Here is a 13,261-nt window from a genome sequence, read left to right on the forward strand (position 1 = left end):
TCAGCCGGCCGCGCGCACGGCGATCTGGCCCGCAAACGCGAGGCCGCCGAGGATCAACGCAACCGGGAGCAGGCCGTCGACGCGGTCGAACAGGCCGCCATGACCCGGAATCAGCTTGCCCGAATCCTTGACCCCGGCGCGGCGCTTCATCCAGCTTTGCGCGAGATCGCCAAGCTGCGCCGCGAGCCCCATGAACAGGCCGATCCACAGCGGCACGCCGATGATGCCGCCGCGATCACCGATCGTCGCGCTGGCGACGAGCGCTGCGATCATGCCGCCGATCAGCCCCGACCAGGTCTTCGACGGGCTGATTGTCGGTGCAAGACGCGCACCGCCAAAGGCGCGGCCGGCGAAATAGGCGCCGATGTCGGTCGCCCAGACCATGCCGAACACCCATAGTGCCGCAGTGACGCCCAGATGGTCGCGAATATACCAGAGCCCGGCCATCGATCCCGCGACGAGCAGCGGGCCGAGCAGCAGCAATGCCTTCTTCGTCCCGCCGGGAACCGCCATCGCGCGGACGAGCGCGAACCATTCGACGAGCACCAGCGCGCCGCCGACCAGCAGCAGCAGGCCGAAGGCGATGCCACCGAACCACAGCGCGGTCCCCGCGATCGCGAACATCACGATCGCCGATCCGATCCGCACCCACAGGTCCGATTTGCCAGATGCCATGCTCATAATCCCCCGTAGCGGCGATCGCGCCGCGCAAACTGGTCGAGCGCCGCCTTCAGGTCGGCGGGCTTGAAATCCGGCCACAATGTGTCGGTAAAGTAAAGTTCGGCATAGGCCGACTGCCAAAGCAGGAAATTCGACAGCCGCACCTCGCCCGACGTGCGGATCAGCAGGTCGAGCGGCGGCATGTCGGCGGTGTCGAGATGCGCGGCGATGCTGTCCTCTGTAATCGGCCCCTCTGCCGCGGCCGCGGTCGCGGCGCGCACCAGTTCGTCCTGCGCGCCGTAATTGAGTGCCACCGCCAGCGTCGTACGCTTGTTGCCAGCGGTACGCTCGAGCGCGTTGTCGATCAGCGCGACGACGTCGGGAGCGAGCGCGCGCCAATTGCCGATCACTTTCAGCTTCACGTCATTGGCGGCAAATTCGTCGAGGTCGGAGAGGATGAAGCGCTTCATCAGCCCCATCAGGTCGCTGACTTCCTCTTCGGGCCGCTTCCAGTTTTCGGAACTGAAAGCATAGAGCGTCATCGCCTCGATGCCGAGGTCGCCAGCGGCGCGGACGATCGTGCGTACCGCCTCGACGCCGGCCTTGTGACCGGCGACGCGGGGCAGCAGGCGCTTCTTGGCCCAGCGGCCGTTGCCGTCCATGATGATGGCAACATGGCGCGCACCATGGCTGGCGGCCGGTGTCGTCATAGTCCGTACAGCGTCCCGGAAATCCCCCGATCCACTAGCCCAGGATTTCCTTTTCCTTGGCGGTCGCGGCGGCGTCGAGTTCGGCGATCGTCGCGTCGGTCAGCTTCTGGACATCGGTTTCGGCGCGCTTGCGCTCGTCCTCGCTGATTTCCTTCTTGTTTTCGTCGGTCTTCAGATTGTCCATGCCGTCGCGGCGGACGTTGCGGACCGCAACCCGCGCCTTTTCGGCATATTGGCCGGCGAGCTTCGACAGCTCCTTGCGGCGCTCCTGCGTCATTTCGGGGATCGGCAGGCGCAGCGTCTGGCCGTCGACGATAGGGTTGAGCCCGAGGCCCGCCGAGCGGATCGCCTTGTCGACCGGGCCGACGTTCGACTTGTCCCACACCTGCACCGACAGCATGCGCGGTTCGGGTGCGCTGACCGAGGCGACCTGGTTGAGCGGCATGTGGCTGCCATAAACCTCGACCGTCACGGGATCGAGCAGCGCGGTATGCGCGCGGCCGGTACGCAGGCCCGCGAGGTCGTGCTTCAGCGATTCGACCGCGCCGTGCATGCGGCGTTCGAGATCGGCCTTGTCATATTTCGCCATCTGTCTTTCCTCTCTTGATCTTGTCAGGCCGCGTCGCCGGCATCATTGCGTTAGTCGGCATCGCCGACGACGGTGGAGACCCCCTCGCCCGCCAGCACGCGCGCCAGATTGCCCGGCTCGCGGATGTTGAACACGACGATCGGGATATGATTGTCGCGGCACAGCGCCACCGCGCTCGCGTCCATCACCTTCAGATTGTCCGCGAGCACACGGTCGTAGCTCAGCGTGTCATAGCGCACCGCCGAGGCATCCTGCTTCGGATCGGCATTATAGACGCCGTCGACGCTGGTACCCTTGAGCAGCGCGTCGCACTTCATTTCGGCGGCGCGGAGCGCGGCACCGCTGTCGGTGGTGAAATAGGGCGCACCGACACCGGCGGCGAAGATCACGACGCGGCCCTTTTCCATATGGCGCTCGGCGCGGCGGCGGATGACGGGTTCGCACACCTTGTCCATCTCGATCGCCGACTGGACGCGGGTTTCGACGCCAAGCTGCTCGAGCGCATTCTGCATCGCCAGCGCGTTCATCACCGTCGCCAGCATGCCCATATAATCGGCCTGCGCGCGGTCCATGCCTTTCGCCGCCCCGGCCATGCCGCGGAAGATATTGCCGCCGCCGATGACGAGGCAGATTTCGAGACCGCTTTCCTTCGCCTGCTTGACCTCCGCCGCCATGCTCGCGACCGTTTCAGGGTCGATGCCGAAAGGACTGGAGCCCATCAGCGCCTCGCCCGACAACTTGAGCAATATGCGTTTCAGGCCGGGCAATGCCATGATCGGGGGAACCTCTTGTAAACAGCAGATACGCGAATGGCGCGCACCCTAGTGAAGGCGCGCGCCATTGCCAAGCGGACTGCCGTGTCCGAACGGAGCCTTCCCCACTTTCGTCACCCCGGACTTGATCCGGGGTCCACCTGCCTTCGGAGGCCGGAATGGATGCCGGATCAAGTCCGGCATGACGAGAAGGAGGGATTGACTCCCTTTCAGGTCAGCAGTCCAATTCTTCTTAAACGCCTGCGGCCGCCGCGACTTCCGCCGCGAAGTCGCTTTCTTCCTTCTCGATGCCTTCGCCGAGCTGGAAGCGGACGAAGCCCTTCAGCGTGATCGTCGCGCCGACATCCTTGCCGGCGGCGGCGACGACTTCGGCGACCGGGGTCTTGCCGTCCATCACGAAGAGCTGCGACAGCAGCGCATTTTCCTTGCGGTACTTGGCGATCGCACCGTCGACCATCTTGCCGACGATCTCGGCGGGCTTGCCCGACTGGGCGGCCTTTTCTTCCGCGATCGCGCGTTCGCGCGCGACGAGGTCGGCGTCGAGGTCGTCGCCGTTCAGCGCCAGCGGGTTCGCGGCGGCAACGTGCATCGCGAGCTGCTTGCCGAGCGGTTCGAGAACATCGGCACCAGCGGTCGATTCGAGCGCGACGAGCACGCCGATCTTGCCCATGCCAGGGGCGGCGGCGTTGTGGACATAGCCCGTGACGACGCCCGAGTTCACCGTGATGATGGCCGAACGGCGCAGCGACTGGTTCTCACCGATCGTCGCGATGTTGCTGGTCAGCTTCTCGGCGACGGTGCCGCCGGTCGGATAGGCCGCAGCATTCAGCGCGTCGATGTCGGTGATGCTGCCGGCGAGCGCGACCTGCGTCACGTCGCGAACGAATTCCTGGAACTGCTCGTTCTTGCCGACGAAGTCGGTTTCGCTGTTCACTTCGACGAGCGCGCCCTTGGTGCCATCGGTGGCAAAGCCGACGAGACCTTCGGCGGCGACGCGGCCGGCCTTCTTGGCGGCGGCGGCGAGACCCTTGGTACGCAGCCAGTCGATCGACGCTTCGATATCGCCGTTGTTTTCGGCGAGCGCCTTCTTGCAGTCCATCATGCCTGCGCCCGTGCGGTCGCGCAGTTCCTTGACGAGAGCGGCCGTAATCTCAGCCATGGGAAAATCCTTTCAAAAGGGGCGAGCCCATCTGGCCCGCGGGACGCCCGCGCGCATGGCGGGGCGATAAGTCAAAGGGATGACAGGGACGGCGCGAACCTGTTGCCGCACCGTCCCGTCATGCCCGAGGACGCTTAGGCGTCGCTCTGACGTTCGGTTTCGGCCGCGGCTTCGGCCGGGACCTGTTCGTCTTCGGTCACAGGAGCGGCGACGTCGGCAGCCGGAGCGGCTTCTTCGGTCAGCACGGCTTCAGCGGCGGGCTCGACAGCCGCGCCAAGGTCTTCACCGCGGTTCGCGCGGGCCTGCTGGCCGCCACGGGTCGCCGCTTGGGCGACCGCATCGCAGTACAGGCGGATGGCGCGGGCAGCGTCATCGTTCGCCGGAACCGGGAAAGCGATGCCGTCGGGCGAGACGTTCGAATCGAGGATCGCGACGACGGGGATGCCAAGAACATTGGCTTCCTTGATCGCCAGCTCTTCCTTGTTCGCGTCGATCACGAACATCACGTCGGGAATGCCGCCCATGTCGCGGATGCCGCCGAGGCTGAGTTCCAGCTTGTCGCGTTCGCGGGTGCGGTTGAGCACTTCCTTCTTGGTGAGGCCCGAGGTGTCGCCCGAGAGCTGCTCTTCGAGCGTCTTGAGGCGCTTGATCGAGTTCGAGATCGTCTTCCAGTTGGTGAGCATGCCGCCCAGCCAGCGGTGGTTGACGAAGTGCTGGCCCGAAGCGCGGGCCGCATCGGCGATCGGGCCCTGCGCCTGGCGCTTGGTGCCGACGAACAGCACCTTGCCGCCAGCGGCCGAGGTCGAGGCGATGAAGTCGAGGGCGCGCGCGAAGAGCGGCACGGTCTGCGACAGGTCGAGGATGTGGATGCCGTTACGCGCACCGAAGATATACGGCTTCATGCGCGGGTTCCAGCGGTGGGTCTGGTGGCCGAAGTGGGCGCCAGCCTCGATAAGATTCTGCATCGTGACGACAGGTGCCGCCATGGTCTTTCTCCTTCCGGTTGGTCCTCTGGAAAGCAAGAACCGGGATCCGCAAGCGGACGATCCGGCACCGGTTTATGTGCGCCTTCCATGTGGAATGGGCGGCCCGTTAGCTGCCCCGGCAGCAAAAAGCAAGGGCCCGGCCGAGGTTTTGACGCGCAGAATTACGAGGCGCGCGCCTCATCCCGGCGACAAACCGACTCCGTTCGTCGCAAAACGGTTGAGAACAAAACGAGAACATGGAACGAAGAACCCACGGAAACCGTCCCAACGGGAATAAGGTTTCGCACAAAGAAGCCGGAAGGACAAGATCATGGTTCAGGTCGCAGCCGCACTCCTTTTCGCCCTCGCCGCCGGGCTGGGCATCACGGTCATTCTGGCAATGTTCCGCAGCAATGAAGATGCGATCCTTTCGGCGCTCCTTGGCGAAGGCGCCTTCCCGGCCATTGCCGGCCCGCAGCCCGATCCGGCGTCGCGGAAACTGACGCTGCGCCGTTCACCGGCCCGCCGCGATGCTCCGCGTCCCGTCCGCACCGTCACCCGCGTCCAGCCGCAGCTCAGCCGCGCCGCTTGACCCTTGCATAGCTCGCGAGGCCGAAAGGCAGCGTCGCGGCATAAACCGCGCACACCGCGAGCAAGGTCAGCCACGGCGCGGTAACCAGCGCCGCGCCCAGCAGGCCAACGCCCGCCAGCGCGAACAGACGCCACGAGCGGCGCAGGCGGATCGAAGCCCAGCTATAGGTCGGGATCGCGGAGATCATCAGCATCGCGATGCCGAGCGCCCAAGGCATGACGACATACCATTCGCGAAACAGGTCGTTCGCCGTCACCAGCCACAGATAGACGGGCACGAACGCCATCCCCGCCCCGGCGGGCGCGGGGATGCCGGTGTTGAAGCCCGCCGATTTGTGCGGCTGGAAATCGGCGTCCATGCGCGAATTGAAGCGCGCGAGCCGCAGCGCGCAGCACACCGCAAGCGCGAGCGCGGCGGTCCAGCCGAATTTCGGCGCATTGTCGAGCGACCAGAGAAACAGGATCATTGCCGGCGCGACGCCGAAAGCGATGACGTCGGACAGCGAATCGAGTTCGGCGCCGAACTTGCTCTGTGCGCGCAGCAGCCGCGCGATCCGCCCGTCCATGCCGTCGAGCACCCCGGCGAAGATGATCGCCGCGAGCGCCTTTTCCCATTCCTCGCCGATCGCGAAGCGAACGCCGGTCAGCCCGAAGCACAGCGCCAGCGCGGTGATCGCGTTGGGCGCGAAGGCGCGGAGCGGGATACCGCCGATGCGGCGGCGCTCAACTTCGGTGTCCTCGGCGGCAGGCGACGCGTCGTCGGCCATCCTATTGCCCGATGCCGTCGATCATCTCGGCCTTGCCGATCCGCGCGACGATGGTTTCGCCCGCCAGCGTGCGCTGGCCGAGCAGCACCTGCGGCGTCGTTCCTGCGGGGATATAGACATCGACGCGGCTGCCGAAACGGATGAGGCCGACGCGCTGGCCGGTCGACAGCTCGGTGCCCATGCTGACGAACGGCAGGATGCGCCGTGCGACGAGCCCGGCGATCTGGGTGAAACCGACGCGCACGCCATCGGCGCGCTCGACGACGAAATGCTGGCGCTCATTCTCCTCGCTCGCCTTGTCGAGGTCGGCGTTGAGGAATTTCCCGGGAATATAGACGAGCTTGCGCAGTGTCCCGGCGACCGGGGTGCGATTGATATGGACGTCGAACACGCTCATGAAGATCGAGACGCGCAGCATCGTCGGGGCGACGAGGCCGTCGGGCCCGGCGATCTCCGGCGGCGGCGCAACTTCGGCGATCTGCGTCACCAGCCCGTCGGCGGGCGCGACGATGAGGTCGCTGCCGGTCGGGGTGATGCGAACGGGATCGCGAAAGAAGGTGCCGACCCAGATCGTCACGCCCAGCATCAGCCAGCCGGGGATCGTCCAGCCGAGCAGCCAGAAGCAAAGGGTGACGATGCCGGCGATCAGCAGGAACTTGCGCCCTTCGGGATGGACCGACGGCCAGCGCCACTTGATACCGTCGCCGGGGCGGTTGGAAGAGATGGTTGTGGACATGGCGATCTTTCTAGGGTGCGTCCCCGGCACTGACAATCGAATAAGGCGATGGTTCCGCATCCGTCAGGGCCATTGATCAATCGCCCCGCTTTGCCTAAGGCCCCTCGCAACTCCGACTCCCCAAGGAAAAAGGCGAAGATATGGGCAAGATCAAGGTAGCCAACCCGGTTGTCGAACTCGACGGCGACGAAATGACCCGGATCATCTGGCAATGGATCCGCGAACGGCTGATCCTGCCCTATCTCGACATCGACCTGCATTATTACGACCTCGGCATCGAGGAACGCGACCGCACCGACGACAAGATCACCGTCGAAGCCGCCAATGCGATCAAGAAGCACGGCGTCGGCGTGAAGTGCGCCACGATCACCCCCGACGAAGCCCGCGTCGAGGAGTTCGGGCTCAAGAAGATGTGGAAGTCGCCGAACGGCACGATCCGCAACATCCTGGGCGGCGTCGTCTTCCGCGAGCCGATCGTGATGCGCAACGTTCCCCGCCTCGTTCCCGGCTGGACCGACCCGATCGTCGTCGGCCGCCATGCATTTGGCGACCAGTATAAGGCGACCGACTTCCGCGTCCCCGGCCCCGGCAAGCTGCGCCTGGTGTTCGAGGGCGAGGACGGCACGCTGATCGACGAGGAAGTGTTCCACTTCCCCTCGTCGGGCGTCGCGATGGGCATGTACAACCTCGACGATTCGATCCGCGACTTCGCGCGCGCCAGCCTGAACTATGGCCTCGCGCGCCAGTGGCCGGTGTATCTGTCGACCAAGAACACGATCCTGAAAGCCTATGACGGCCGCTTCAAGGACCTGTTCGAGGAAGTGTTCCAGGCCGAATTCAAGGCGCAGTTCGATGCGCTCGGCATCGTCTACGAGCACCGCCTGATCGACGATATGGTCGCCTCGGCGCTGAAGTGGAGCGGCAAGTTCGTCTGGGCCTGCAAGAATTACGACGGCGACGTCCAGTCGGACACCGTCGCGCAGGGCTTCGGTTCGCTCGGCCTGATGACCAGCGTGCTGATGACCCCCGACGGCCAGACGGTCGAATCCGAAGCGGCGCACGGCACCGTCACCCGCCACTATCGCATGCACCAGCAGGGCAAGGCGACCTCGACCAACCCGATCGCGTCGATCTTTGCCTGGACCGGCGGCCTCAAGCACCGCGGCAAGCTCGACGGCACCCCCGAAGTGGTGAAGTTCGCCGACGACCTCGAAAAGGTCTGCGTCGCGACGGTCGAAAGCGGCAAGATGACCAAGGATCTCGCGCTGCTGATCGGCCCCGACCAGAATTGGCTGACCACCGAAGGCTTCTTCGAAGCGATCGTCGAGAATCTCGAAGCCAAGATGGGCGCCTGACGGCAAACATAGTTTAGCGATTTAGTCGACATGGGCGACTAGCCAATCGGGGCCGGCCTGCATAAGGTCGGCCCTTATGGTATCGGAAACAGAAACCTCCCTCATCGGCGACGCGCTGGTGGTGCTGGGCGCTGCGGGAATCGTCATTCCCGCTTTCGCCCGCTTCCGCCTGCCGCCCGTGATCGGCTTCATCCTCGTCGGCCTGCTCGTCGGCCCGTCGGGCTTGGGATCGCTGACCGGCGATTATCCATGGCTGCGCCACGTCACCATCGGATCGGCCGAGGAAATCGCCCTGTTCGCCGAGCTCGGCATCGTGCTCCTGCTCTTCTCGATCGGGCTCGAGCTGTCGTTCCGGCGCCTGTGGCAACTGCGCAAGCTGGTGTTCGGCATCGGCGCCGCCGAACTCGGGCTGGGCGGGCTGATCCTCGGTACCGCATTACTCCTGCTCGGCGACCTTTCACCCGCCGCCGCCTACGGCCTCGGTATCGCGCTCGCCCTCTCCTCGACCGCCCTCGTTCTTCCTATTGCCGGCACCAAGTCGGCCGTAGGCAAATCGGCCTTTTCGATGCTGCTGTTCGAGGATCTGGCGCTCGTTCCGATCATCTTCATCCTCGCCGCCCTGTCGCCGACGGCATCGGGCGACAGCGCCGAATTGCTGCTGACGACGCTGTGGCAGGGCGTGGTCGTCGTCGCCGGACTGGCGATCGGCGGCTGGTTCCTGCTGCCGAAGATATTTGCCCAGGCCGCGCGCGCCAAGGATCCCGAGCTGTTCCTTGCCGCCAGCCTGCTTGTCGTCATCGTCGCCGCGCTGGCGACGGCGGCCGTCGGCCTGTCGCCGATCGTCGGCGCGCTGCTCGCGGGCCTGATGATCGCCGAGACCGAATATCATAACGAGGTCGAAGCGATCACCGCCCCCTTCAAAGGCCTCGCGCTCGGGGTGTTCCTGATCAGCGTCGGCATGGGCCTCAACCTCAAGACGATCGCGGCGCTGTGGCCGCAACTGATCGGCGCGGTCGTCGGCGTCGTCGTCGTCAAGGCGGTCGTCACCGCCGCGTTGCTGCGCTTTTCGGGCGTCGTCCGGCGCGGCACCGCCGCCGAAGTCGGGCTGTTGATGGCGAGCCCGTCGGAAACCACCCTGATCGTGCTCGCGACGGCGCTGCAGGCGCAGCTCATCAGCCGCGACACCGCCGAATTCTGGCAGCTCGTCACCGCGATCGGGCTGACGATCACCCCGCTGCTGGCGCGCGTCGGCCACGACATCGCGCGGCGGATCGAGATGCGGACCGGCGACGCGCAAAGCGAGGAAACGCCCGAAGGCCGCACCGTCATCGTCGGCTTTGGCCGCGTTGGCCACACCGTCGCCGAACTGCTCCGCGAGCATGGGCGTCCCTATGTCGCCGTCGACGCCGATATCGACACCGTCGCCGCAGCCCGGCGCGACGGCTTTGTCGTGCGGTTCGCCGACGTTGCCCGTCCTGGCAGCCTCGACAAGCTGGGCATCGATAATGCGAAGGCGATCGTGCTGACGATGGACGATCCGGTGCAACAGCTCAGGATGACGCGGCAGTTGCGCCAGAAATATCCCGAGCTGCCGATCATCAGCCGCGCGCGCGATGCCGACCATGCCGGGGCGCTCTATCAGGCCGGCGCTTCCGACGCGGTGCCCGAAACGCTCGAAAGCTCGTTGCAGCTCGCCGAGGCAGTGCTGATCGACCTTGGCGTCGCGATGGGGCCGGTGATCGCGTCAATCCACGACGTCCGCGCCAAGATGCGGCAGGACATCATGACCAAGGGCAAGCTCGACCACGAACCGCGGATCCGCCGCACCCGGCGGCACGCGACGGGCAGCGACAGCTAGAACTAGAACCAGCCGCCCGCCAGGCGCAGGTCAACGCGAGGCGGCAACCGGCGCCGAGGCCTGCGATCCGCCCGCGGCGGCCGCCCCAGCCGCCGAGGCATCGGCCAGCGTCATCCCCTTGGGCAGGATCGCCAGCGACCATTGGCGCGCCGGCGTCAGATAGAGTTTGGCGAGGCGCTGGATATCGGCGGCGGTGACCGCCGCGATATCGTCCTGGATCGACAGCGCCGCCGCGGCAACGCGCGGATCGCGCGTCGCGCCTTCGAGCAGGAACATCCAATAGACATTGCCCGTCGAGGCGCGCGCGACCTGCTCGCGGATCGGCCCGGCGTTGCGCGCGAGTTCGTCGGCGCTGACCGGGTTGGCGACGAGGTCGGCCGCAATGTCCTTCGCGATGCCATAGAAACGGTCGATGTCCTTCGGCGCCAGCAGGCTGCCGACGAGCAGATAACCGCCGCTATTGTCGAACCCCGTCGGCCAATGGCTGTCGACGACGGGGCCATAGCTGGCCCCTTGTTCGGCGCGCAGCCGGTCGAACAGGCGGTCGTTGAAGATCGCCGCCAGCACTTCCAGACCCCGCGCATCGCGCGGGCTCGCAAGGCCGCCGCTCGTCGGCCAGGCGGTCATCGCGGCCGCCTGTCCCTGTTCGCCGCGATGATAGGCGACTTCGGGCACGGTCACATGCTTGGCAAAGGCGACCTTCTGGCCGCCCGCCGGCGCCAGCGGGGCGCGAGGCGACAGGGCGCCGAACGTCTCGGCCAGGATCTTGCGATAATCGATCGACGCCATGTCGCCGAACAGCTGGACCTCGATCGGCCCGCTCGCAAGACGCGGTTCCCAGAAGGCGCGGAACTTTGCCGGCGTTAGTGCCTCGATTTCGGCCTTGTCGGGCGCCGACCAGCGCGCGTCATTGCCCGAAAGCCAGCCGCGCAGATTGCGGTCGAGCACGGCGTTGGGGGTCGCGTCGTTGAGGTCGTAGCCGGTGAGGAAACCGACGCGCAGGCGGTCGACGGGCGCCGTATCCCAGCGCGGCGACGCCAGCTTGCCCGCCAGCAGCTTCATCTGGTCGGCAAGGTCGGCGGGCTTGCTTTCGGCGGACAGTTCGAACGCGTCGTCGTCGATCGCGAAGTTCATCTGGATCTGGCGCCCGTTGGTGAGCTGGTCGATCTCGTTCTGGCCCCACGGACCGATGCCGCTCGCGATCAGGGCATAATCGCCCGTCCACAGCAGGTTGGGTGCGTCGGCGGCGACGCTGCGGTTGCCGGTACCGAAACGGACGTTGACGCGCACCTTGCCGGGTTCGACCTTGTTGTTCGAGACGAGCGCCGTCACGCCGTTGGCGAACTCGATACGCTCGGCGCGCAGCCCGGGGACGAGGGTTGTCGATGCGATCGTGCCCGGTGCGCCGATCGCCGGTAGCTGGCTGAAATCGGCCTTGATCGCCGCCAGCCGGTCGTCGCGGACCAGCGCCGGCGCCGCCAGCGCGGCGAGCAGCGCGCCGTCGCCGCCGTCGATTGCCGTCGGCGTCGTCAGTACGACGCGCGTCACCGGCGCACTGAAGATCGCGCGGCTGATCTCGAGCATCGCCTGCGGCGTCGCCGCGGCGCGGATCGACCGGAACATATCGACCTGCCCCTGCGGGCTGGTCACCGTTTCGCCGATGTCGACCGCGCGCACCATGTCGTCGGCCAGCCGCGCGCCCGGCTCGTTGCGCGCGTTTTCGAGTTCCTTGCGCAGGAAAGCTTCGATCTCGTTCGCTTCGCGGTCGATATCGGCCTGCGAGGGCGGCGTCTTCATCGCGTCGGCGATCACCCCGCGCACATCGGCAAGCGCCGGCTTCCAGTCGCCGAGCGGCACGATCTGCGCCATCGTCACGTCGACGCTGCGGCTGACATATTCCTGCTCGACCGTCGCGACGAGGTAGCTGCCGCCCGCGCGGGCGCGGTTTTCGAGGCGGCGATTGACCAGCGCCTGCGCAAGAAACTCCATATAAAGCCGCCGGGTATTTTCGACGGTGTCGATCCGCTTCTTCCACGGCCGGACCATCGCGAGCGACAGCGCGACCGGCTGGTTCGCCTCGACGATCGCGCGGGCCACCGGCGCCTTAGGGTTCGGTTTGCCGAAATCAGGCTGCGCCGGATTGGGGCCGCTGGCGCGCCAGTCGCCATAATATTTCTCGATCAGCCGGGCGAATTCGGCGGGATCGCCGTCGCCGACGATCACCACCACAGCGCGGTCGGGGCGGTACCAGCGGTCGTGGAAGGCGGTCACCGTGTCGGCGCGCGCCGCGCCAAGCGATTCCACCGTGCCGATCGGCGACCGGTCGCCGAGCAATTGTCCGGCGAACAGATGGGCGCTGGTCGCGTCCGATATCCGTTTTTGCGGGCCGTCCGATTCGCGCAGTTCGGACATGACGACGCCGCGTTCGGCGGTCACCGCGGCGTCCGAAATCCGCGGTTCGCGGACCATCCCGGCGAGCAATTTCATGCTCTCGTCAAGGTTGGCCGGCGTGATGCTGGGCAGGTCGAGTTGGTACACCGTCTGCGTCGGCGTTGTCTGCGCGTTCGAATCGCTGCCGAAAGTGACCCCGAACCGCTGCCAGATCCGCTTCGCTTCGCCGTCGGGGATATGTTCGCTGCCGCGAAATGTCAGATGTTCGAGGAGGTGCGCAAAGCCGCGTTCCTTTTCGGTTTCGAACAGCGATCCGACGTCCATCCGCACGCGGATCGAAACCTGCCCCGGGGGGACGCCATTGTTGCGCACGGCATAGCGGACACCGTTCGGCAGGACGCCAAAGGTCCATGCGGTATCGCGCGGGATATCGCTGCCGACATAGAGCCAGTCATCGGCCTTTGCGGTGCCGGCCGTTGTCTTGGCGGAAGGTGCAGAAGTTCCGCCGGTCTGCGCCGCGGCAGGCGGCGCTAGCAGCAGGGCGGTCGCCGCACAGGCCGGAAGCAGAAATCGGAAAAGCGAGAGCGTGGTCGACGCAGGAGAATAGGACATCGGCCCATCTTATCGCCATCGAAGCTTGCTGGCCACTGAACTGTCGCGTCCCCCTGCGCGCCTCTTGTCCTGCCTGCGCCAGCGGACTAGCCAGA

General features: G+C 66.1%; 12 protein-coding genes. 3 read left to right on the forward strand and 9 right to left on the reverse strand.

Translation table 11 applies throughout. The features are described 5' to 3' along the window. The 6 genes from LH19_RS16250 to rpsB form a co-directional block, all read right to left on the reverse strand. A complete protein-coding gene (locus tag LH19_RS16250; protein WP_054730183.1) occupies positions 1-675 on the reverse strand; it encodes a phosphatidate cytidylyltransferase in 675 nt (224 codons plus the stop codon). Between the two features lie 2 nt (positions 676-677). Then, positions 678-1,370: a polyprenyl diphosphate synthase gene (uppS, locus tag LH19_RS16255; protein ID WP_054730185.1), complete on the reverse strand. Its 693-nt coding sequence runs from the start codon at positions 1,368-1,370 to the stop codon at positions 678-680. Between the two features lie 34 nt (positions 1,371-1,404). After that, positions 1,405-1,959 (reverse strand): ribosome recycling factor, encoded by a 555-nt coding sequence (gene frr, locus LH19_RS16260; protein WP_054730188.1) that lies wholly within the window; start codon positions 1,957-1,959, stop codon positions 1,405-1,407. A gap of 50 nt (positions 1,960-2,009) precedes the next feature. Further along, positions 2,010-2,732 (reverse strand): UMP kinase, encoded by a 723-nt coding sequence (gene pyrH / locus LH19_RS16265; RefSeq protein WP_054730191.1) that lies wholly within the window; start codon positions 2,730-2,732, stop codon positions 2,010-2,012. A 232-nt stretch (positions 2,733-2,964) separates the two neighbouring features. Continuing rightward, a complete protein-coding gene (gene tsf, locus LH19_RS16270; protein WP_054730194.1) occupies positions 2,965-3,891 on the reverse strand; it encodes a translation elongation factor Ts in 927 nt (308 codons plus the stop codon). A gap of 134 nt (positions 3,892-4,025) precedes the next feature. Then, entirely contained in the window at positions 4,026-4,877 is an 852-nt protein-coding gene (rpsB, locus tag LH19_RS16275) for a 30S ribosomal protein S2 (protein WP_054730202.1), read from the reverse strand. A 310-nt stretch (positions 4,878-5,187) separates the two neighbouring features. Between rpsB and LH19_RS16280 the strand changes: the two genes are divergently transcribed. After that, on the forward strand, positions 5,188-5,448 hold the full coding sequence (locus LH19_RS16280) for a hypothetical protein (RefSeq protein WP_054730205.1): 261 nt from the start codon (positions 5,188-5,190) through the stop codon (positions 5,446-5,448). Here the strand turns inward: LH19_RS16280 and LH19_RS16285 are convergent. Then, the gene (locus LH19_RS16285) at positions 5,432-6,214 is read right to left on the reverse strand and encodes a CDP-alcohol phosphatidyltransferase family protein (protein ID WP_054730209.1); all 783 of its coding nucleotides are present in this window, start codon (positions 6,212-6,214) and stop codon (positions 5,432-5,434) included. The genes LH19_RS16280 and LH19_RS16285 overlap by 17 nt on opposite strands. Position 6,215: 1 nt before the next feature. Then, positions 6,216-6,950: a phosphatidylserine decarboxylase gene (locus tag LH19_RS16290; protein WP_054730219.1), complete on the reverse strand. Its 735-nt coding sequence runs from the start codon at positions 6,948-6,950 to the stop codon at positions 6,216-6,218. Between the two features lie 140 nt (positions 6,951-7,090). Between LH19_RS16290 and LH19_RS16295 the strand changes: the two genes are divergently transcribed. Together LH19_RS16295 and LH19_RS16300 are read left to right on the forward strand one after the other, a co-directional pair. Next, positions 7,091-8,305, forward strand: coding sequence for an NADP-dependent isocitrate dehydrogenase (locus LH19_RS16295; protein WP_054587037.1), 1,215 nt, complete (start codon positions 7,091-7,093; stop codon positions 8,303-8,305). Positions 8,306-8,381: 76 nt separating this feature from the next. Then, on the forward strand, positions 8,382-10,163 hold the full coding sequence (locus LH19_RS16300; RefSeq protein ID WP_054730227.1) for a cation:proton antiporter domain-containing protein: 1,782 nt from the start codon (positions 8,382-8,384) through the stop codon (positions 10,161-10,163). A 30-nt stretch (positions 10,164-10,193) separates the two neighbouring features. Here the strand turns inward: LH19_RS16300 and LH19_RS16305 are convergent, their stop codons facing one another. Next, the gene (locus LH19_RS16305) at positions 10,194-13,166 is read right to left on the reverse strand and encodes a M16 family metallopeptidase (protein WP_054730229.1); all 2,973 of its coding nucleotides are present in this window, start codon (positions 13,164-13,166) and stop codon (positions 10,194-10,196) included. Positions 13,167-13,261 lie beyond the last annotated feature (95 nt).

The sequence above is a fragment of the Sphingopyxis macrogoltabida genome (assembly GCF_001314325.1).
Lineage (GTDB): Bacteria > Pseudomonadota > Alphaproteobacteria > Sphingomonadales > Sphingomonadaceae > Sphingopyxis > Sphingopyxis macrogoltabida.

What these genes read in the sequence shown, in the direction of transcription:
- tsf (WP_054730194.1), bottom strand. Translation starts at nt 3,891, where the DNA reads ATGGCTGAGATTACGGCCGCTCTCGTCAAGGAACTGCGCGACCGCACG.
- uppS (WP_054730185.1), bottom strand. Translation starts at nt 1,370, where the DNA reads ATGACGACACCGGCCGCCAGCCATGGTGCGCGCCATGTTGCCATCATC.
- LH19_RS16305 (WP_054730229.1), bottom strand. Translation starts at nt 13,166, where the DNA reads ATGTCCTATTCTCCTGCGTCGACCACGCTCTCGCTTTTCCGATTTCTG.
- LH19_RS16280 (WP_054730205.1), top strand. Translation starts at nt 5,188, where the DNA reads ATGGTTCAGGTCGCAGCCGCACTCCTTTTCGCCCTCGCCGCCGGGCTG.
- frr (WP_054730188.1), bottom strand. Translation starts at nt 1,959, where the DNA reads ATGGCGAAATATGACAAGGCCGATCTCGAACGCCGCATGCACGGCGCG.
- rpsB (WP_054730202.1), bottom strand. Translation starts at nt 4,877, where the DNA reads ATGGCGGCACCTGTCGTCACGATGCAGAATCTTATCGAGGCTGGCGCC.
- LH19_RS16250 (WP_054730183.1), bottom strand. Translation starts at nt 675, where the DNA reads ATGGCATCTGGCAAATCGGACCTGTGGGTGCGGATCGGATCGGCGATC.
- LH19_RS16300 (WP_054730227.1), top strand. Translation starts at nt 8,382, where the DNA reads ATGGTATCGGAAACAGAAACCTCCCTCATCGGCGACGCGCTGGTGGTG.
- LH19_RS16295 (WP_054587037.1), top strand. Translation starts at nt 7,091, where the DNA reads ATGGGCAAGATCAAGGTAGCCAACCCGGTTGTCGAACTCGACGGCGAC.
- LH19_RS16290 (WP_054730219.1), bottom strand. Translation starts at nt 6,950, where the DNA reads ATGTCCACAACCATCTCTTCCAACCGCCCCGGCGACGGTATCAAGTGG.
- pyrH (WP_054730191.1), bottom strand. Translation starts at nt 2,732, where the DNA reads ATGGCATTGCCCGGCCTGAAACGCATATTGCTCAAGTTGTCGGGCGAG.
- LH19_RS16285 (WP_054730209.1), bottom strand. Translation starts at nt 6,214, where the DNA reads ATGGCCGACGACGCGTCGCCTGCCGCCGAGGACACCGAAGTTGAGCGC.